General features: G+C 59.1%; 17 protein-coding genes and 1 pseudogene. 7 read left to right on the top strand and 11 right to left on the bottom strand.

Features of this window, described 5'->3' with window-relative positions; all coding sequences use genetic code 11:
- Nucleotides 1–8: 8 nt before the first annotated feature.
- Genes EIEH_RS06475 through hinT form a run of 4 tightly spaced genes read right to left on the bottom strand, consistent with a single transcriptional unit; the run spans nucleotide 9 to nucleotide 2,241 of the window.
- Entirely contained in the window at nucleotides 9–863 is an 855-nt protein-coding gene (locus tag EIEH_RS06475) for a phosphotransferase (RefSeq protein WP_035609077.1), read from the bottom strand.
- Nucleotides 853–1,443: a penicillin-binding protein activator LpoB gene (gene lpoB, locus EIEH_RS06470; protein ID WP_035609107.1), complete on the bottom strand. Its 591-nt coding sequence runs from the start codon at nucleotides 1,441–1,443 to the stop codon at nucleotides 853–855. Before lpoB ends, EIEH_RS06475 begins: the two co-directional genes overlap by 11 nt.
- 25 nt (nucleotides 1,444–1,468) lie before the next feature.
- On the bottom strand, nucleotides 1,469–1,861 hold the full coding sequence (locus EIEH_RS06465; RefSeq protein ID WP_015871132.1) for a YcfL family putative periplasmic lipoprotein: 393 nt from the start codon (nucleotides 1,859–1,861) through the stop codon (nucleotides 1,469–1,471).
- A gap of 29 nt (nucleotides 1,862–1,890) precedes the next feature.
- Nucleotides 1,891–2,241: a purine nucleoside phosphoramidase gene (gene hinT, locus EIEH_RS06460; RefSeq protein ID WP_015871131.1), complete on the bottom strand. Its 351-nt coding sequence runs from the start codon at nucleotides 2,239–2,241 to the stop codon at nucleotides 1,891–1,893.
- 398 nt (nucleotides 2,242–2,639) lie between these two features.
- Here hinT and EIEH_RS18440 point away from each other — a divergent pair.
- Nucleotides 2,640–3,168: pseudogene (locus EIEH_RS18440) on the top strand (IS1 family transposase); the annotation flags it as partial.
- A gap of 267 nt (nucleotides 3,169–3,435) precedes the next feature.
- On the opposite strand, the gene EIEH_RS06450 reads toward EIEH_RS18440, so the two are convergent.
- Both EIEH_RS06450 and EIEH_RS06445 read right to left on the bottom strand, forming a co-directional pair.
- Nucleotides 3,436–3,954, bottom strand: coding sequence for a Spy/CpxP family protein refolding chaperone (locus EIEH_RS06450; protein WP_035609074.1), 519 nt, complete (start codon nucleotides 3,952–3,954; stop codon nucleotides 3,436–3,438).
- A gap of 381 nt (nucleotides 3,955–4,335) precedes the next feature.
- A complete protein-coding gene (locus EIEH_RS06445; RefSeq protein ID WP_015871128.1) occupies nucleotides 4,336–4,851 on the bottom strand; it encodes a Spy/CpxP family protein refolding chaperone in 516 nt (171 codons plus the stop codon).
- 412 nt (nucleotides 4,852–5,263) lie between these two features.
- Between EIEH_RS06445 and kduI the strand changes: the two genes are divergently transcribed.
- The 4 genes from kduI (at nucleotide 5,264) to EIEH_RS06425 (ending at nucleotide 8,579) form a co-directional block, all read left to right on the top strand.
- A complete protein-coding gene (kduI, locus tag EIEH_RS06440) occupies nucleotides 5,264–6,100 on the top strand; it encodes a 5-dehydro-4-deoxy-D-glucuronate isomerase (protein WP_015871126.1) in 837 nt (278 codons plus the stop codon).
- A gap of 65 nt (nucleotides 6,101–6,165) precedes the next feature.
- The gene (kduD, locus tag EIEH_RS06435) at nucleotides 6,166–6,927 is read left to right on the top strand and encodes a 2-dehydro-3-deoxy-D-gluconate 5-dehydrogenase KduD (RefSeq protein ID WP_015871125.1); all 762 of its coding nucleotides are present in this window, start codon (nucleotides 6,166–6,168) and stop codon (nucleotides 6,925–6,927) included.
- Between the two features lie 323 nt (nucleotides 6,928–7,250).
- A complete protein-coding gene (locus EIEH_RS06430) occupies nucleotides 7,251–7,502 on the top strand; it encodes a hypothetical protein (protein ID WP_035609071.1) in 252 nt (83 codons plus the stop codon).
- Between the two features lie 225 nt (nucleotides 7,503–7,727).
- Nucleotides 7,728–8,579 carry a MurR/RpiR family transcriptional regulator gene (locus EIEH_RS06425; RefSeq protein ID WP_015871123.1) on the top strand — a complete coding sequence of 284 codons (852 nt, stop codon included), beginning with the start codon at nucleotides 7,728–7,730 and terminating at the stop codon, nucleotides 8,577–8,579.
- 260 nt (nucleotides 8,580–8,839) lie between these two features.
- Here the strand turns inward: EIEH_RS06425 and prc are convergent, their stop codons facing one another.
- The 3 genes from prc to EIEH_RS06410 all read right to left on the bottom strand — a co-directional run bounded on the left by prc (nucleotide 8,840) and on the right by EIEH_RS06410 (nucleotide 12,199).
- Entirely contained in the window at nucleotides 8,840–10,882 is a 2,043-nt protein-coding gene (prc, locus tag EIEH_RS06420) for a carboxy terminal-processing peptidase (protein ID WP_015871122.1), read from the bottom strand.
- Nucleotides 10,883–10,901: 19 nt separating this feature from the next.
- Nucleotides 10,902–11,606, bottom strand: coding sequence for an RNA chaperone ProQ (gene proQ, locus EIEH_RS06415; protein WP_015871121.1), 705 nt, complete (start codon nucleotides 11,604–11,606; stop codon nucleotides 10,902–10,904).
- Nucleotides 11,607–11,707: 101 nt separating this feature from the next.
- Nucleotides 11,708–12,199, bottom strand: a complete 492-nt coding sequence (locus tag EIEH_RS06410) for a GAF domain-containing protein (RefSeq protein WP_015871120.1) — start codon at nucleotides 12,197–12,199, stop codon at nucleotides 11,708–11,710.
- 292 nt (nucleotides 12,200–12,491) lie between these two features.
- Here EIEH_RS06410 and yebS point away from each other — a divergent pair, with 292 nt between their 5' ends.
- Nucleotides 12,492–13,736, top strand: coding sequence for a membrane integrity lipid transport subunit YebS (yebS, locus tag EIEH_RS06405; protein ID WP_015871119.1), 1,245 nt, complete (start codon nucleotides 12,492–12,494; stop codon nucleotides 13,734–13,736).
- Nucleotides 13,696–16,335 carry a PqiB family protein gene (locus EIEH_RS06400; RefSeq protein ID WP_015871118.1) on the top strand — a complete coding sequence of 880 codons (2,640 nt, stop codon included), beginning with the start codon at nucleotides 13,696–13,698 and terminating at the stop codon, nucleotides 16,333–16,335. The genes yebS and EIEH_RS06400 overlap by 41 nt, the downstream gene beginning before the upstream one ends.
- Nucleotides 16,336–16,974: 639 nt before the next feature.
- Here EIEH_RS06400 and EIEH_RS06395 read toward each other — a convergent pair.
- Together EIEH_RS06395 and EIEH_RS06390 are read right to left on the bottom strand one after the other, a co-directional pair.
- A complete protein-coding gene (locus EIEH_RS06395) occupies nucleotides 16,975–17,334 on the bottom strand; it encodes a YcgJ family protein (protein ID WP_015871117.1) in 360 nt (119 codons plus the stop codon).
- Between the two features lie 1,088 nt (nucleotides 17,335–18,422).
- Nucleotides 18,423–19,322 (bottom strand): LPD38 domain-containing protein (locus EIEH_RS06390; RefSeq protein ID WP_035609066.1); only part of this gene is annotated, 900 nt, incomplete at its 5' end.

The following is a 19,322-nucleotide window of genomic DNA, read 5'->3' as shown; positions in this document are numbered from 1 at the left end:
CGCATGGATTATTGGGTTAAATTGCGCAGCAGGACATCGGCCTGCTGACGGTAAATAGGTTGTTGGGTCTGCTGCCAGCGCAACTCAAACCACAGCCAGGCCATATAGTCCACCCAGCCCAGCCAGCGATTCAGCTGATGCAGCAGACGTGCGGCGTCACTATAGCCCCCATGACGACAGTAGGCTGCGACCAGCCCGGCCCGTCCGGCGCCGTTCAGGGCATAGTTACGGCTCAGCGCCGCCAAATCCAGCGCGATATCGCCGCTGGCGGCATACTCCCAGTCGATCAGCCCCACGGCACCGTCGGCGTCGATCAGATTGCCATCGTGAATATCCATATGCAGCAGCGCCAGCTTAAGGGGCCGCGGCTCACGGCGGCGCTGCCAGCGGCGGTGCACGCGCTGCGCCAGAAATCCGCGGCGCCCGGGCGCCAGCTGCGCCCAGTAGGCGGCGCAATAGCGCCGCAGCGAGCGCGCTGTCAGACGCGGCGGCAGGCGGTGCAGGCGCACGACGAGCGCCGCCAGCTGCGCCGTAGACAGCGCCCCCGGCGCCAGCGTTTCGCCGGGCAGCCAACCGGCCAACAGCCAGCCATCAACGGCCCCATAGCAGGTTGGCCCCAGCCCGGCCGCGGCGCCCATCCGCAGCGCCCGCCCCTCACGACGCCGATCGATGCCCAGATGGTGCCGCTGCAGCATTATCGGACGCAGTAAAATAGTGACGCTGTCACCATTTTGCGCGCGCCAGTTATCGCCGCTTAGCCCCTGCGTCAGGCTAAACTGCCAGCCGGCGCCCGGCAGCGAGGGAAATCGGCGGCACAGCACCGCCCGCAGCTGCGCCTGTACGGCCGACGGATCAGAGCGCAACCGAGCCTTTACCCGACCAGATGATCTCCCCGCTCTGCACCAGCATCAGCTGCATCGCCAGACGCGGCGCCTGCACATTGCCGCTGACGGTGGTATACAGCACATACTGGGCACTCACCTGCCGCGCCAAACCGATCGCCTTACTGCGCGATCCGAGGCTGTCATTGGCCGCCAGCCCCAGACTCTGTTTGGCCTGTGCCAACTGCGCCGCCGACACCAGCTGAAAACGGGGGTTACCGGCCAGCGCGCTGCGCAGCACCTCGCTGGCGTTGGCCATCCCCAGCTGACCGTTGGTTTTATTTTGCACCCCATCCACCAGCAGAATACTGCCGGTCTCGCCCCCCTGAGCGCTCAACAGCTGATCGATCAGCGGCGCAAAGCTACCCTGCCAGTCCAGGCTGCTCATCTTGGGCGGCTGCGGTACCGGGGTGACGACCGGCGGCCGCGGTGTCGGCACCACGCTGGGCTTTGCCGATGTCGTTGGCGCCGGCGGCTGAGAGGGTCTCTCACCGCGCTGCAACAGCCCCTGACAGCCGCTTAGCAGCAGCGCGGCCAGCGCGATCCCCGTCATTCTCTTCATCATCATGATCAATCCTGTTTACCCATCAGTAATAAAGATATAGCCGCACCTGACGCGCCTGCGGATCCCGGCTGAACGACGTCAGTCTGACCCGTTCTCCACTCTGCAGCGTCAGGCGGACTGGCGCCGGCGCGGGCGCGATCTCCAGCCCCCGGGTATCATACCAATAGAAACGGTAGTGCAGCGGCAGCGTCACGCCGCCCTCTCCGTCACCGTAGCTGACCTGTGCCTGGGCGGTGCGTCCGCTCTCCTGCACCGTTATCTGCGGCGCGCTGGCCGTGACACCCGCCGCCAGCAGCCCCGGCTCCATCACCAGCCGCTGCTCCGCGTTGATCGGGATCCGTGACGGCGCTGCGCATCCGGCCAGCCACAGCGGCGCCAATAGCGCCAGCGTAGCCCAACTGCGATTCCCTGCCATACCCCCTCCTGCCCGGTTTCTGGCCGCGGTCAGCGCGCCAGCAATGGCCCCAGCGGGCGTCCGCCGAGCAGATGCATATGGATATGGAACACCTCTTGCCCCGCGTCACGGTTGCAGTTGATCACCAAGCGGTAGCCGCTCTCATCAACCCCCTCCTGGCGCGCGATTTTCGCCGCCGTGCTGATCATCCGCCCCAACGCCGCCTCATCCTGCGGCTGCACATCGTTCACCGTTGGGATCAACGTATTCGGCACGATAAGTACATGGCTCGGCGCCTGTGGCGAAATATCGCGAAACGCCGTGACCAGATCGTCCTGGTACACCACATCAGCGGGAATTTCACCGCGGATAATTTTGCTAAAAATAGTCTCTTCAGCCATGACAGATATCCTTAAACAGAGATAGGGAGGGTGATGATAAGGGCCTCGTTCTGACACACGGAACACGCTTCACGCACCGCGGCGCGCCTGCGAAGAAAGGCCCTACCCCGCGTCGAGCCCCTTAATTCTCCCACGGATGCCGCAGGCGACGGAGAATGAAGGGATTCCGTCTGCAGTATGAGTAGAGCGCGCCCGGCTTTCAAGCCTTAGACGCCCGGAACGGCGTAACTGGCGCCTTTTCCACCGCCGCCACGGGGCGGGACATACCATCAATGGCGATACCCGTATGGCGTATACGCCGCCGGCTGAAACCCCTAAGCTCGCATCAGACGCGTGGATTGTTTTAAGCGGGGAGTGACGACAGCTCCCTGAGCTATAGATAGGGTTTAGGTTCCCTTATGGCCAGCGTTAAGGTTCATTGTCCCCCTTGTCACTCTGCTCAGGTTACCGCCATGGCCAGAACCCTGTAGGCCATGACCGGTTTCGCTGCCATGGCTGCCACCGGGTGTTTCAACTCACTTACACTTATGAAGCCCGTAAACCGGGAATAAAGGAGCAGATCACTGAAATGCCGCCAAGGGTGCCGGGGTTCGCGATACCGCCAGTACACTGAAAATTGGCATTGACACCGTCATCCGGACTTTAAAAAGCACGCGCCAACGCGAATAACCGCTTCTCCCGTCACCCCTGCTGATGTGGCACTTATCTGCGAACTGGATGAACAAAATGATGCCTCGTTGGCAGTAAAGCCTGGCAACGCGGGTCTGGTACGCGTACAACACCAAAACAGGCGGTGTACTGGCCTACAGGTTTGGCCCCCGAACCGATGAAACCTGCCGGGAGCTACCGGCACGCCTTATGCCATTCAACATCGGTACGCTCACCGGCGACGACTGGGGCAGCGATGGCCGGGAAGTGCCGAAGGATACAGCCCCAAACCACATCATGTGCCAGCGTGACAGGCCTGTCGTGATACGGCTCAGCAACAAGATAGGGCCGTAAACCGGCAAATCGCCATTCTGGCAAGCGGTACGCCGCAGACTCAGGATACAGCAACGCTGGCGTCGCGCATCCTGCGGGTTAATCTATCGCAGATCTCAGTGGTCTTGCGTAGCGGGCAATCTGACGTGGTTATCCGCTACTTCCGCCATAAAAAAACGCCCCAATGGGGCGTTATTCAGCGCAGCGTCAAGGTTACTGCTGGGACTGATTCATTTTCCCCTGACGATCCAGCATCAGCTGCACGCGCTTTTCAAAATTCTGGTTAACCTGCGTCTTCTGCTCCGGGGTCAGCAGATTGTAGATCTGGTTTTCCATCTTCATCCTTGCCAGCGCCGCATCATTACGCGTTTTGTTGTTGGCCTCAATCTGCGCGCGCGCGGCCGCCTCATCAAACTTATCGCTGGCAACCAGCTGGTGCAGCTGCTTAAAGTGGTCCACGTTATGGTGCATCGGGTGCGCGCTGCGGAACTGCAGACGAATGTCGCGGATCTGCTGGCGCTGCTCCGGCGTCAGCTGGATCCCGGCCAGCATGCCGCCGTCGTGCCGGGCGCCTTTTTTCTGCATCATCTGATTTTGATGGTGCATCATCCCCATGCCATTACCATTACCCGTGCCATTCTGCGCCTGCGCGGCGGTACTATCGGCCGCATTCGCCGCGCCAACGCCCAACGCCAGGGTCGAAGCAAGAAGGAGTGCCGTCATTTTACGCATTGAGAATTCCTCTGTATCAATTTATGTTCGGTAATTTCGCCGTGTGTCTGGAAATAAATTTAGCGGAAAAGAGTTCAAGTACTTATATCCAGTGTAAATAACTGAAAGCAGAATTACGCGAAATAGCTTAATTATGGATTAATTATGAAGAGTCGGGATAAAATTGGCTATTGCGCTGGCGTATCCCCTGCCACCACCGCGGCGCAAGGCAATGCCGACACGGTCAGCGGGCGCACCGTAAATAAAATTGCCAGCGCGGCGCGGGATAATAGAATTACATAGGAAAAATATTAATTAATCCAGTTAAAAATACAGCACAACCCCGATAATTCGCTGAAACTGATCAGAGCCCCGCGGTGCGGGGCGCCCCATCCGCTTAATTTATTGATGCATCCCGCGATCGTGATATTGCTGCATCTGCTGCAGACCGCGCTCGGCGCTATCGTTAAAGGCCTTTTTCTGCTCCGGCGTCAGCACGTTGTACATCTGGTGATCCATCTTCAAACGCTGAACCAGCTGCTGATTGCGCTTGGCGCCTGAGGCGTCCAGCTGCGCACGCACGGCATTTTCGTCAAATTTGTCGCCGGTAATGATCTGCTGGCGCTGTTTAAAGGCATCGTGCCAGGCGGCGCTGTCGCTCTGAGCGGCATACTGGCGCGCGATATCCCGCATCTGCTGACGCTGCGCATCGCTGAGCGTCAATCCATCAAACATACCACCACGGTAGCGTCCATGATGACCGGCGCGCCACATCATATGGTGATAGCCAGAGCCCATCATCATACCGCCGTCCTGCCAGCAGGGCGGCGTATCGTCATCCTGCTGCGGCTGTGCCCAGGCCGCCCCCACGCCCAGCGCCAGCGACGCCGCCAGCGCCATCACCGTCAATTTTCTCATTTTTTGCTCCTTGTCGATTCCAGCGTCTTACTGCGCATGAGGCCTCCCATGGCAGCCCTCATGCGCACGGAAACTGCCTATGGAATGAGCTTACCCCCTCAGCCCGCTAATGACAGCGCATTCACGTAAATTATTTTAAACCTCCACGCTACCCCGTTATCTCAAAAGCAAGGCACGGCACAACCGCTAAAAATCATCCCTCCCCCCACGAAACCACTGTCTGGTGGCCACGGGATCCGGAGCCTCCGGGGAATTCCATAAAAATGCAATCATGATTCTAAAAAATCAAAACAGTATTTCATTTTGTATTGAAGCCCTGCAAGGATTGAGTTAGGATCCTCATCAGCACACGGGATCGGCCCAATGCCTGAGCCTGAGCCCGTCGGGTGTTACTGAGCATAACGAGGTAAAAATGGAAGTCCGTCAAAGCATCCACAGCGATCACGCGAAGCAGCTCGACACCGCCGGTCTGCGTCGTGAGTTTCTCATCGATACCGTCTTCGACGCCGATCGCTATACCATGGTCTACAGCCATATCGATCGCATAATCGTCGGTGGCATCATGCCCGTGACGCAGAGTGTCTCTATCGGCAACGAGGTGGGAAAGCAGCTGGGCGTCGGCTATTTTCTTGAGCGCCGCGAGCTGGGCGTTATCAATATCGGCGGCCCCGGCACCATTGACGTCGACGGTAAGTGCTATGAAATCGGCCCGCGTGAGGCGCTGTATGTCGGCCAGGGCGCCCGCGACCTGCGTTTCGCCAGCCTGGATAGCGCCTGCCCGGCCAAGTTCTACTACAACTGCGCGCCGGCCCATACCCACTACCCAAACCGCAAGATCACTCCGGCTGAAGTCTCTCCGCAGACCTTGGGCGATACCAAGAGCAGCAACCGCCGTACCATCAATAAATACATGGTGCCGGAGGTGCTGCCGACCTGTCAGCTGTCGATGGGTCTGACGGAGCTTGAAGAGGGCAACCTGTGGAATACCATGCCGTGCCACACCCATGAGCGCCGCATGGAGGTTTACTTCTATTTCAATATGGCGCCGGACAGCTGCGTATTCCACATGATGGGAGAACCGCAGGAGACGCGGCATATCGTGATGCGCAACGAACAGGCCGTGATCTCCCCCAGCTGGTCTATCCATTCGGGCGTCGGCACCCGGGCCTACACCTTTATCTGGGGCATGGTGGGGGAAAACCAGGTTTTTGACGATATGGACCACCTCGCCATTACCGATTTGCGCTAACCGTTATTTTTCATTCATCCGCACGTCGGCGGGGATGCCGGCGCGCCAATTAAAGGATAAAAGGCATGATTCTGGATACATTCTCTCTGCAGGGTAAAGTTGCGATGGTGACCGGGTGCGATACCGGTCTGGGTCAGGGCATGGCGCTGGGTCTGGCGCAGGCCGGCTGCGATATCGTCGGCGTCAACGTGGTCGAGCCGACGGAGACCGCAGAAAAGGTGCGCGCACTGGGACGCCAGTTTGTCAGCCTGACCGCTGACCTGCGCGATCAGGCGGTGATCCCGGATCTGGTGTCCCAGGCCGTCGCCGCCTGTGGTCATATCGATATTCTGGTGAACAATGCCGGGATCATCCGCCGTCAGGATGCGCTGGAGTTCAGCGAAAAGGACTGGGACGACGTGATGAACCTGAACATTAAGAGCGTTTTCTTCCTGTCGCAGGCCGTGGCGCGTCAGTTTATTGCGCAGGGACAGGGCGGCAAGATCATCAACATCGCCTCCATGCTCTCGTTCCAGGGGGGGATCCGGGTCCCCTCTTACACCGCATCCAAGAGCGCGGTGATGGGGGTTACCCGCCTGCTGGCCAACGAGTGGGCCAAGCACGGCATCAACGTCAACGCCATTGCGCCGGGCTACATGGCCACCAATAACACCCAGCAGCTGCGCAGCGACGAATCCCGCAACAAGGAGATCCTGGAGCGTATTCCTGCAGCGCGCTGGGGCCTGCCGCAGGATCTGATGGGGCCGGTGGTCTTCCTCTCATCCCCGGCATCCGACTATGTCAACGGTTATACCCTGGCCGTTGACGGGGGCTGGCTGGCCCGCTAACCGTTGGGAGGGTGCTGCGCTGACGCTGGGCCCTCCGCACTCTCCTTGCCCGGTTTGATTGAGAAACGCGGGCAGCGCAACCGCACCTCCCCCATACGACAGCCACACCGGGCACGGCCCCCAGATCTGCACGGCGCGAGCTGATAAGTATTTCTTATCGCTTAAGCCATCAGCGTAACACCGATAATACCTGTACAAAGATTGATATTGGTCATTATTTAATCGCCAGACTTTTGCTTCTATGAAAACTCACTTATGTGAGTGCTATCACAATAAATTACCAATACCTTGCTTATTCGATTCCTTACTGCTGGAGGTTCGTCATGTCGGTCGTTCACACCCATCTTAATCTGTTCGGCGGCGATACGCTGATTGTACGCTGTGCCCATGCGTTCTCTGTTCATCTGGCCAGCGATGAAAATCCACACCTTCAACAGGCCAGTGCAACGGCCTCTGTCAACCAACCCTCCTATGGGGAGCTCTACCTCAGCATCCCCTTCAGCGGTCTGTGGAGTCTGATTATTGACGCTCAGGGAGATACGGCAGAGCATTCCATTCGCTATCTTCCGGCATAAAACCTGTGATCGGACAATATCATTGCCCCCGGAAACATCACGCAAGTGGCGAGGGGCAATCCTTGCAGAGAAAAACCGGACTGCACCCACCCCGATAGACGATCCTGCCCTATAGTTGGACTGACCCCGCCCCGGTAGACGATCCTGCCCTATAGTTTTGGGGGCAGTCCATTTAAAAAATACGCTGTAGCGTTTAGAATCAGAGAACTACGCTATGGGGGTAAAATGACGACAGCATCCAGCCTGAATGAGCTACAGCAACAGATCCGCGACCGTTATGATAGCCTGAGTAAAAGGCTGCAGCAGGTATCCCGCTACGTACTGGACAATACCAACAGCGTGGCTTTCGATACGGTTGCCGTCATCGCTGAACGCGCCGGGGTGCCGCCATCAACGCTTATCCGCTTTGCCAATGCCTTTGATTTCAATGGATTCAACGAAATGAAACAGCTGTTTCGAATGAATCTGATGGAGGAGACCGCCAGCTACAGCGACCGTGCGCGAATGTTCCGTGAAATGGAGAGCGGAGCCGTACCGGAAACGCCGCTGGAGATCCTGCAGGAGTTTGCCCGCTCCAATGCCCAGGCGCTGCAGCACTTGGCCGCCCGTACCGAACCGGAGATGCTGCAGCGTGCGGTGGCGCTGCTGGCGGAAGCCGACACCATCTACATTGTCGGATTACGGCGCTCATTCAGCGTTGCCGCCTACTTAACCTACGCGCTGAGCCACCTCGACTGTCGCCCGATCCTGCTCGACGGCATGGGCGGGATGCTGCACGAGCAGATCAATCGCATCAAGTCGCGCGATATTGTGGTATCCATCAGCTTCTCCCCCTACGCGGAGGAAACCGTGCTGGTCAGCGAAACTGCCTCCGGTGTAGGTGCTCAGCAGATAGTCATTACGGACAGCCAGATTAGTCCGCTCGCGACCTTTAGCGATCTCTGTTTCGTGGTAAAAGAGGCGCAGGTGGATGCGTTTCGCTCCCAGTCCGCCACGCTGTGCCTGGTGCAGTCGCTGGTGGTGGCTCTGGCGCATCAGTTGGGAGGCTCGCAAATCCGGTACTCTGATATAGCCTGACGGCGGCATGCGCTAATTTTCAGCAGAGCTGACTGTTTCTCTATCAAATATACGATTCATAGACATCGTTTCACTTGCCTCAGATCAGCTGCACAATACACCGATCAGAAAAAATCTGATTGATAAAGATCAACGCTCACAAATAGATATTTTTCGATAGGCTTCCGCTTATTTTGTGACAATGAAAATCGAGCGCTGCTGATAAAAAAGGCGCGACCTGCGACGCGCCTTTTTTCACTGGAGCATTGCCCTGCTTACCCCTACATCTGAGCCTGCTGTGCGCTTTTCTGCTCCAACAGAGCCAGATCTTCGGCAATTTTTACTGTTTCATTCAGATAGGTATCGGGTTCCTGATAATCCTTGGGAATATCATCCAGCGAGACGATCGGCTTCTTGCCCGCCAGCTTCAACCGGGCGTTGATCCGCTGCAGACGAATTGCATCGTCATCCTTGTTCTCCTTCTCGCGCTGAGCGTAGTTCAGAGAAACAATGTTACGGCGCGCCTTGAGCGCCTTGTAGTGGGCAATATCCTGCTCGATGTACTGGAACTCGGGATCTTTGGCGATGCGCGCATCGTGCAGCACAATCAGCTGCGGATCAAAGCGCTGTACATCACCGGCCTTATTATAGACGGCGGCGTTGATGCTATCCCACGGCAACGCATTATCCTCAAAGCTCTCGCCGGTGTCCGCCGGATCAACGCCTGTCGGCATCACGATATCCGGCGTTACCCCTTTCCGCTGGGTGCTGCCACCGTTGATGCGGTAAAACTTCTGAATGGTGTACTGCACCGATCCCAGATCCGGCCACTCTGGGCGCAACATCTGATCGTAAATGCGATTCACTGACCGGTACTGCTGTACCGTTCCCTTTCCGAAGGTGGGTTCACCCACGATCAAGGCACGATCGTAATCCTGCATTGCGGCAGCGAAAATCTCGGAGGCCGAGGCGCTAAAGCGATCGACCAGCACCACCAGCGGCCCCTTGTAGTAGACGACGCCATCAGTATCTTCATCCCCGCGCACCTTGCCAACGTTATCGCGCACCTGCACCACCGGCCCGCTGGGTATAAACAGACCCGACAGAGAGACCGCCTCCGTCAGGGCACCGCCCCCATTGCCGCGCAGATCGATGACGATGGCGCTCACATGCTGTTTCTCCAGCTTCTGCAGCTGAACCTTGACGTCCTCCGTCAGGCCGACGTAGAAACCGGGAATATCCAGCACGCCGATTTTATGACCGTCTGCCGTTTTGACACTCATCTTCACGGCACGATCTTCCAAGCGGATGCGTTCGCGGGTCAGGGTGACGATACGGGTTTTGGTGCCTTTACCCGCCGACAGGATCTCCAGACGCACCCTGCTGCCCTTTGGCCCTTTGATCAGGGCGACCACGTCGTCCAGACGCCAGCCGATCACATCGACCATCGGTTTGCCCGGCTGACCCACCGCCACGATGCGATCACCCACCTTCAGCACCTTGCTCTTGGCCGCCGGACCGCCAGCCACCAGAGAGTTAATCTGGGTATAGTCATCCTCGGTCTGCTGCAACACCGCACCGATGCCCTCCAGCGACAGGCTCATGTCCGTATTGAACTGCTCGGTATTGCGTGGCGACAGGTAGCTGGTATGGGGATCGATCTCACGGGCAAACGCATTCATAAACAGCTGGAAGACATCCTCGCTGTTGCCCTGGGTCAGTCGCTTAATGGCAAACTGATAGCGTTTGGTCAGGATCTTCTGGATCTCCGGCCAGTCCTTACCGGTCAGCTTCAGGTTCAACGCGTCATACTTCACCTTGGCGTGCCAAAGAGTATCCAGCTCGGCAACACTGGTCGGCCACGGCGCCTTACTGCGATCGACGTCGATGGTGTCACTGCCGTCAAAGCTCATCGGTTTTTTCAGCAGCGTCAGGGCATACTCGTAACGCTCCAGACGGCGCTGCTGAGACAGATTGAACAGCGCATAGGCCGTATCCAGCTGACCACTGCGCAGCTCATCACCCAGCTTGCTTTCACGATCGCGGAAGCGGGCGATATCCGATGCCAGAAACACGTTGTGGTTATAGTCCAACATGTTCAGGTAACGGTTGAAGATTTTCTTCGAGAACTCTGCGTTGAGGTCAAACTGGCGGTAATGGGAGCGGGTAAAACGTGCGGTAACACGTTCACTGACCGTTGCATGCTGAGGTTCCTGATGCAACTGGGGCAGCTGGATAGCGCCGCTGACGGCGCCATCCGCTGCAAAAACGGTACCTGCAAACAGCGACAGGGCGATTGCCGATACCCGGAAAAAATTGTTCATGCCTGGGTTGGCCTCCGTATCAGAACTGCAAGTGTTCTGTGCGTACAATCATTGCCAGACCGTTAGACAGCTGGACACGTACACCGTCTTTGGTGATCTCGAGTACGGATGCCTCCATGGCATGCTTACCGGCGCTGACCTTCACGGTTTGCCCCAGATGCAGCTGCTCCAGCGAAGTCACCGGGGTGCTGCGCTGTTCCGTGGTCTCGCTCTTGGCGCGCGGTTTGCGCTCCGACGTAGCCTTGGCGGCTCGCGGTTTACGCACTTCTTTACTGCCCTGCTCACCGTCACGGCGTGCGGTGGGCTTCTTACCCGCCGGGCGCGGACGGCGCGGCTCGCGCTTTTCGCCATTTTCGGCGGCCTCGCGCTTGCGGGCGTCACGCTGTGCCTGGACCCGGGCCTTGGCCTCTTCCAGCTGCTGACGGGCATGCTCTACGTGCTGCTCGTCCAGCACGCCGCAGGCGTTGCCATCCAGATCGACACGCTCTGCACCCAGTTTTACCCCGTGCAGGTAGCGCCAGCTGGATGTGTAAAGGCGGAGTGCTGAACGTAGCTGAGTCTTGCTCAGGCCGTTTTCTTCTCCCTGCATCCGTGCAACCAGATCCTGAAAGATGCCGATCTTTAACGGGCGGGCTTCACCCTCGGTGCTGAAGCACTGAGGGAAACGTTGAGCCAAAAAGGCGATGACTTCTTTACTACTGTTCAACTTTGGTTGATTTTCCATGAAATTTCCTGATTACAACGGGTTTGCCAACCAGCGATGGCATGAACAGGCGACATTATAATGAGGCTACCGCCAAATACCATGCCATCAGCACCACAACCTTAAGCAAATGTCACAAATTTTGCCCAGTCGCAGCGCTCCAGATGCTGGCAGAGCGCGCCCACCACGCTTTTCAGACCTTTTTCATCTTCTTCGTCGAAGCGCTCAAACTGTGTGCTATCAATATCCAGCACTCCGATCGTCCGTCCTCCGACCACCAGCGGCAGCACAATTTCCGCATTGCTCGCGGCGTCACAGGCGATGTGGCCCCTGAAGCAGTGCACATCCCCAACGCGTTGTACCTGACCCGTAGCGCAGGCCGTACCGCAGACCCCTTTTCCCACAGGAATGCGTACGCAGGCCACCTTGCCCTGAAACGGCCCCAGCACCAACATCTGCCCATCCAGAAAATAAAACCCGGCCCAGTTCACCGCCGGCAGGCGCTCATACAGTAAGGCACTCACGTTGGACAGCGTGGCGATCGCGTTGAACTCACCGCTGCAAAGCGCGCTCAGATCGCGGGCCATATCGGTATAAAACGTATCTTTACTCATGATTATCTCAGTGACGATAGGATCCCATAGACCTGTTCGGGCACAGCTCTCATAAAATAAGCATTAAATGCGACAACACACAAGCAAAAAGCCGAATAGCATCGTTTTATGCGCTGACACCATGTATATTGATGCCCAGGGCGTATCCCGTTACTGGCGTCGCCGCTCTCGAGCCGTTACGGGACACCCCCTAGCCCGCGCTACTGTTGTACACAGCTTCTCAGCCAACCATGGGACGATAGATGCGCTATCCGCTTATCCGGCAACGCCACCCATTTCCGGTATTAATGGCATGACTCGCCAAGCCGCCCCCCCGACGCATCGCCTGCGTTGCCCGGAGTGCGACGCGCTGTGCCACCTCCCGACGATAGGCCCCCGACAGTCCGCCTTTTGCCCACGCTGCAGCGCCCGCCTGTATCAGGGCCGAGACTGGCCGCTGCCCCGTCTCGCGGCGCTGGCGTTCACCCTGATGGTGCTCTTGCCGCTGGCCCTGTTTCAACCGCTGCTACAGATCCATCTGCTGGGCGTCACGATACAGGTCAGCGTATGGCAGGGCATCGAACAAATGGCCATGCAGGGCGAGATCCTCACCGCCGGCATGGTCGCTTTCTGCGCCATCGTAGCGCCGTTGCTGTTACCCTCGCTGCTGCTGGCGCTGTACCTCGGCCAGCGGCGGCACCTGAACCTGCGCCCGCTGCTGCTGCTGCTCTCCCTGCTGCGCCCGTGGATCATGTTGGATGTCTACCTGATCGCACTGACCGTCGCCGCCATTAAAGTCCGCGAATATGCCGTCGTCGGTCCCGGCCCCGCGCTGCTGGCCTATATCGTCGCCACGCTGCTGACCCTGCTGCTGCTGATCCACCTGAATATCGAACAGCTGTGGCGACGCCTGTACCCGCAGCCTCCTCAAACGGCACCGGACAGCACACTGCTGCTGTGCCACGCCTGTCGCCATACGGCCCCAGCGGACAGCCACGGACACTGCCGGCGCTGCCATCTGCCGCTACACTGCCGTCGGCCCTATAGCCTGCAAAAAACCTGGGCCCTCCTGCTGGCCGCCATAGTGATGCTACTGCCAGCCAACCTACTGCCGATCTCCATCCTCTATATCAATGGCACACGCATCGAAGACACCATCCTATCCGGCATCGCCAGCCTGGCACAGGGCGGCAACTTGCCGATCGCTGCTATCGTCTTTATCGCCAGTATCGCCGTTCCCTTCATCAAGGTGGCGGTGTTGCTATTCCTGCTGTCAGGTATCCAGCGTCATCAGGCTCATAATCCCATAGCGCGCATGCGCTTGCTGCGGCTGGTCATCTGGATCGGCCGTTGGTCAATGCTGGATCTGTTTGTCATTGCGCTGATGATGTCGCTGATCGATCGCGACCAGCTGTTCTCGTTTACCATGGGCGCGGCGGCCTTCTATTTTGGTGCCGCGGTATTTCTGACAATGCTGGCCGTGGAATGGCTGGACAGTCGACTGATATGGGATGCACATGCAACAACCGACGCCAACGACACAGAATACGCCCAATAACGCGATCATCAGGCATAAACGCCGCCTGTCGCCCTTCTGGCTGCTTCCGCTGGTCGCGCTGCTGACTGCCGGCTGGATGGGCTATACCACCCTGCAAGGGCGCGGTGAAACGGTGGTGATCACCTTTCAATCCGCACCCGGTCTGGTGGCCGGGCGCACGCCGGTGCGCTTTCAAGGGGTCGAGGTAGGCACGGTCAGCAAAGTCAGCGTCACCCCGGATCTGAATAACATCGAGGTTTCGGTGAGCATCCAGCGCAGCATGAGCAGCGCCCTGCGCCAAGGTACCCAGTTCTGGCTGGTCACGCCCAAGGCGTCTCTGGCGGGAGTCTCCGGGCTGGACGCGCTGGTCGGCGGCAACTATATCGCCATGCAGCCGGGCGACGGCGCGCCACGCCAGCACTTTATCGCCCGCGAGGGCCAGCCCAGCCTCCATCCGGGCACCGATGAGCTGCTGCTGCACCTCAGCGCACCAGACTTAGGCGCGCTCAGCAACGGATCGCCGGTCTATTACCGCAAGATACCGGTCGGCAGTGTCTATAACTATACCATCGACGATGAGCGGCAGGGGGTGCGTATCGATGTACTGATCGAGCGGCGCTTTGCTCCCCTGGTCAAGGCGGAAAGCCGCTTTTGGAATATCTCGGGGATCCGCGGTGACGTCAGTCTGTCCGGCATCTCGCTGCAGGTAGAGGGTCTCGCCGCACTGGTCAACGGCGCCATCGCATTCGACTCCCCGTCGGTCTCCTCTCCGGTACGCCCTGGCGCCAACTTCCCCCTCTACCCCAGCCTGGCCAGCAGTCAACGTGGCGTCAGCGTCACGCTGGCGCTGCCCGGCGGCGAGGGACTGCAGGCCAACCGCACACCGCTGCTGTATCAGGGCGTGCAGGTCGGCATGCTCACCGAGCTGGATCTCAACGCCGATGGTCGGGTCAGCGGCACCCTGGCCGTCGATCCCAGCATCAGCGATCTGCTGCGCAGCCAGAGCCGCATCAGTCTCAGCACGCCCGGCCTCACGCTCAGCCAGCTTAATCTGAGCCAGCTGTTCAACGGTAGCGTCCTCGAACTTCACCCCGGCGATGGTGAACCGCTACGCCACTTTACCGTGCTCCCCGCCGCCCAGACGCTGCTGCAGGAACCGGGCGCGCTGCGTCTAACCCTGAGCGCCACGCAGGGCTACGGTATCGACGTCGGCCAGCCGCTGCGCCTCAAGGGGATCCGCGTTGGGCAGATCACCGGACGCGAGCTGCACGACGATGGCGTACAGTTTGAGGTCGTTATCGCGCCGCAATACCGGCACGCTATCCACGCCGACAGCCGCTTCGTGGTCAATAGTCGCCTCGGCCTACAGCTGGGTATCAGCGGCCTGACACTCACCGGCGCTGCCCCGCAGGAGTGGCTCGAGGGGGGGATCGCGATCCTGCCCGGCCAGCGCGGTCAGCCCCTGAGCCACTATCCATTGTTCCGCGACGCCGACGCCGCCCGCGATGATATCCGCGGCGAGCAGCCTCCGACGACCCTGACCCTGCGCGCCGCCGTCCTGCCGGATATCCAGCCCGGGTCACCGGTGCTGTATCGCAAATTCCGCATCGGCGAAATCACCGCCATCGCCCCGCGGCGTGACGGCTTCGATATCGCCCTGTATATCCAGCCCGCCTATCGCCACCTGGTGGGGGGACAAAGCGTATTCTGGGCCGAGGGCGGCGCGCGGGTGCAGCTCAACGGCGGCGGTCTGACGGTGGAGGCCGCCCCCCTTGAACGCGCCCTGAAAGGCGCCATCAGCCTCGATAACCTCAGCGGCGTAACGCCCCCCACGGGCGACCGGCGCCCCCTCTACCCGAATGAAACCGCCGCCCGCGCCGTCGGCGGCCAGATCGTGCTCTCGACCTACGACGGCACCCGCCTCTCGCCGGGTATGCCGATCCGCTACCTGGGGATCGATATCGGTCAGCTGGCCTCGCTCAACCTCAGCGCCGATCGCCGGCAGGTATTGGCGCAGGCGGTGCTCTACCCGGAGTATGTCGATGCCTTCGCCCGTTCGGGAACCCGCTTTTCACTGGTAACCCCGCATATTTCCGCCGCCGGGGTGAACAACCTGGAGGCGCTGCTGCAGCCGTTCATCAACCTGGAGCCGGGCAGCGGCAACGCGACCCGACGTTTTGAGCTGCAGGACGCGACGCTGAGCGATGCCCGCTATCTGGACGGGATCAGCATCGCGGTCGATACCCCGGACGCCGGCTCGCTGCAGATCGGCACGCCGGTGTTGTACCGCGGCATGGAGGTGGGAACCGTCACCGGCCTGACCCTGGGCAACCTGGGCGATCGGGTGCAGGTGGCGCTACGCATTGGCCGCGCCTATCAGCGGCTGGTGCGCACCAATAGCGTCTTCTGGCAGGCCTCTGGCTATAATCTGGCGTTCGGCCTGACCGGCGGCGTGGTCAAGACCGGAACGTTCCAGCAGTTTATCCGCGGCGGCATCGCCTTCGCCACGCCGCCCTCGACACCGCTGGCACCGGCGGCGGCGGCGGGAACCCACTTTTTACTGCACGAAAATTCCCCCGATAATTGGCAGCGCTGGGGCACCGCCATTCCCCTGCGCTGAGGCGCCCGGCCGCTTTAGCACGCCAGCCGACGGATGCGGGCAGGCAGGTCTGGATACAGTAGGCGCAGCCGACGCAGCGCCGGTTAGATGCCATCGGCGCGTTGATAGGTCACCGGCACAAGACAGCACCGCATAAACATCTGGTTAACTGTCGTTTGCCGCGGCGCCGCTGATCCCATACTGTTTCACCGTGGTGCAAAACTGACCGATAGGCGGCAGATTATCCATGCAGCATGTCAACCATATAGTTCTGGCAACCGGCGCACTTACGCGGATCGATAATCATCACCCAACACATAGCACGTATCCCCCTGCCGCGATGTCGCCCCCCAGGGCAGTAACGCCAGACCGGTGCTGACGCCATCCGGAGCACAGCAACGCGGTCAGCCGATGGAATAATACCCATTAAGCCTTCCCATAGCGTGCCGGGTGTGGCCACCGTCACCATACCGGATAATCGGCAGTGCGCCCTATTTTTCGCTCATGGCAGTCCAAACGGCCGACCAGAGCCCGGTCGATGGAGATATGAGTTTACATGGCATAAAAAAGGCGATCGGTTTCTGATCCGCACAGGCCACGCGCTATGAGATCCGTGACGCCGTCATCAGCGATCGGTAACCGGCGATCGGGTCAGCCCGGTTAAACTCCGCGGGGAAACAGCAGCACCGTATATTGTGCCGAAACGGCACCGCTGTGTTTACCGTCGGGGCCGTAGTAGCGATCCATCCGGCACAGACGCTCGCGGGTATCGCAAAAAATTCCGTTGGCAAAGGTGAACTGGGTCAGGTCAAAGTCACCCTGCGAAAATAGCCTCTTCGCCACCGTCCGCCCCAGATATTGCTCCGTTAGGGGCCGGGAAATTCCCCGGCTGTCCGCACAGAAATAACGATCGCACAGTACGCCGACCCGCGGCGATCGCAGTGCCTCCGGCTGTGCTGCTGGCGCTACCGCTGGCAGCACCAGCAGCACAGCGAAAAACCATCGGCAGACTTGTCTCACCTAACCCCCTTACATCCTCAGGCTTAAAAACGGTAGCCAATACCCACGAAACGCCATTTACGCGACGGCCCTGCCCAGCTCGCGGATTTGCAGACCCTCTTACCGTAAGATTGAAGACGTGACAGATCTCGTCCTCAGACACAGCGCATTGAAGATCATCACACGCTGATATCCGCATGGCCCAACGCCTGTTCTCCACCGATCATTAGCGTCAGCTGACAGGCTATACCGCCTCGCTCCCCTCGCCCGATCAGCGAGGGTACACACTGGCATCCCCCGATCTGAAATCAGGGAGATGGCAGGAAAAGACCCGTCCTATGCGCCCGGAGGCACAATCCGCTCGCTGACGGTTAAATCGCTGTGCCCGCCAGCGCCACGCTGGCTCAGGTGCCTTTTCCCTCGGCATCCCCCAGACTCAGAGAGATCCCCATTGCCACGGCAAAAACGCACTGCTCAGTTAAGGGCACACACCACCGATACCCCAGCGTGACCAACCCTACGCTGAAACTGGCAAAACGGCGCAGAGGAACTACACTTAAAAAGTAAGGCACTCAATGCTTGCATAATGCCAATTTTTAGCGCACGGCTCGACAATAAGAGCCCTTCCCATAGACCTGACACAGGAATCGTGACGGGTCTTTTTTTATTATAATAAAATCAAATTATTACAAATATATTTCGCATGGATGTATAACGTTTTCCGTGTCGCCATGCTTCAAAACAGCCTGACTAAACCCATAATTATACACAGCCTAAGGAAAAGCAAACCGCCAGCGTCACTATTCCGCTTTATATGTCTGTGCCGCCCGCACATATCCAGCCTGCAGAGGGCCTGAAAGGCACCGCGCACAAAGGGTAACAGGCTATCTTCCCGCAGAAAATGGGCGGTCAGCGAATATCAAATCACATCACATTCAATTAGTTTATATATGAAATATCAGACAATGTGCAGGGACGCCGGCGTCGCCCTCGGAGCCAGCGCCGGCGCACAGGATCAGGCACGGGGATGACGCCATCGGATAGTCTCATTCCCGACGGCGAGCGCCAGAACAGGGGCAGCGGGAGTCTCTGGACGCGACGGTATCGCCTTAGCTAAACGGGTCATCCGCCCCTACTCCCCCCCCGTGCATCCGTATCACCGCCTGCTGCACGATGCGGTTGCGGCGCGCCAGTAGCCTGTCGATGCGATGACGTTTTTCCTCGGCGCTGAGACCGGTGTGCAGCTGTACCATCTGGATCTGGCTGTTCAGCTGGCGTACCTGCTGCTGCGTCCGGTTGAGCCGTGGCCGGCTGGCCAAGATGTAGCGCTGTTCCCGTTGTAGCGCACGGCTCTCCTGTAGCCGATGCTCCCCTTTCCAGCGCTGCACCGTGCCATAAACCTGGTTGGCCTGCTGCATCATACGGTAGAAATCCTCACTGTACTGAGTCGATTTCGGCGCTGCCGATCCGCGCAGAAACGACTTGATCACCGGCAGTTCATCGACGCGCAGCGCCGGGCGTTCGCCGTACTCCCCCATGCCGCGCAGAACGATATCCATCGCCCCGAGCACATAGGCGCCCAGGGTGCCGGTATAGCCGGTGATCAGGTGGTCAATCTTCTTCGGTGACCAGCCAAACTGCTCACCGGCCTGACGGGCCAGCAGACTGGTACGCTGATCATAGCGGGCGCCAGAGAGCAGATTGGCGTCCGCCATCCCCTCAATGGGATTTCCGCTAAAAAAGTCATAGTTCACCAGGTTTTCAGCCAGCGGCAGTGCGATCTGAGGTATGGGATTAAACGCCAGCTGCTCCATGAAATTACGCGCCACCAGTTTGGCGAATTTTTTCCCACTCTCTTTCCCGCCGATGGCGCGGATCATCCGCTCCGGCAGCGTCGCGAACATCAGCCCGATTTCAAACGGCTTCGGCAGACGGAAGTGCTGATCGCCGATGAAGAAATGCCAGTAGATATCTTTATCCCAGTCCGGCAACTCCTCATAGCGATCGTC

Origin of the sequence: Edwardsiella ictaluri ATCC 33202, assembly GCF_000264785.1 — a bacterium.
GTDB classification, from domain to species: Bacteria; Pseudomonadota; Gammaproteobacteria; order Enterobacterales; family Enterobacteriaceae; genus Edwardsiella; species Edwardsiella ictaluri.
Note: the sequence above shows the minus strand (reverse complement) of the source record. Positions and strands in the feature narration are given on the sequence as shown.

Excerpts from the sequence above, each read along its gene's own strand:
- EIEH_RS06400 (WP_015871118.1), top strand. The coding sequence starts at position 13,696 with ATGCAACAACCGACGCCAACGACACAGAATACGCCCAATAACGCGATC.
- proQ (WP_015871121.1), bottom strand. The coding sequence starts at position 11,606 with ATGGAAAATCAACCAAAGTTGAACAGTAGTAAAGAAGTCATCGCCTTT.
- kduD (WP_015871125.1), top strand. The coding sequence starts at position 6,166 with ATGATTCTGGATACATTCTCTCTGCAGGGTAAAGTTGCGATGGTGACC.
- hinT (WP_015871131.1), bottom strand. The coding sequence starts at position 2,241 with ATGGCTGAAGAGACTATTTTTAGCAAAATTATCCGCGGTGAAATTCCC.
- prc (WP_015871122.1), bottom strand. The coding sequence starts at position 10,882 with ATGAACAATTTTTTCCGGGTATCGGCAATCGCCCTGTCGCTGTTTGCA.
- EIEH_RS06425 (WP_015871123.1), top strand. The coding sequence starts at position 7,728 with ATGACGACAGCATCCAGCCTGAATGAGCTACAGCAACAGATCCGCGAC.
- EIEH_RS06410 (WP_015871120.1), bottom strand. The coding sequence starts at position 12,199 with ATGAGTAAAGATACGTTTTATACCGATATGGCCCGCGATCTGAGCGCG.
- EIEH_RS06465 (WP_015871132.1), bottom strand. The coding sequence starts at position 1,861 with ATGGCAGGGAATCGCAGTTGGGCTACGCTGGCGCTATTGGCGCCGCTG.
- EIEH_RS06450 (WP_035609074.1), bottom strand. The coding sequence starts at position 3,954 with ATGCGTAAAATGACGGCACTCCTTCTTGCTTCGACCCTGGCGTTGGGC.
- EIEH_RS06445 (WP_015871128.1), bottom strand. The coding sequence starts at position 4,851 with ATGAGAAAATTGACGGTGATGGCGCTGGCGGCGTCGCTGGCGCTGGGC.
- EIEH_RS06430 (WP_035609071.1), top strand. The coding sequence starts at position 7,251 with ATGTCGGTCGTTCACACCCATCTTAATCTGTTCGGCGGCGATACGCTG.
- kduI (WP_015871126.1), top strand. The coding sequence starts at position 5,264 with ATGGAAGTCCGTCAAAGCATCCACAGCGATCACGCGAAGCAGCTCGAC.
- yebS (WP_015871119.1), top strand. The coding sequence starts at position 12,492 with ATGACTCGCCAAGCCGCCCCCCCGACGCATCGCCTGCGTTGCCCGGAG.
- lpoB (WP_035609107.1), bottom strand. The coding sequence starts at position 1,443 with ATGAAGAGAATGACGGGGATCGCGCTGGCCGCGCTGCTGCTAAGCGGC.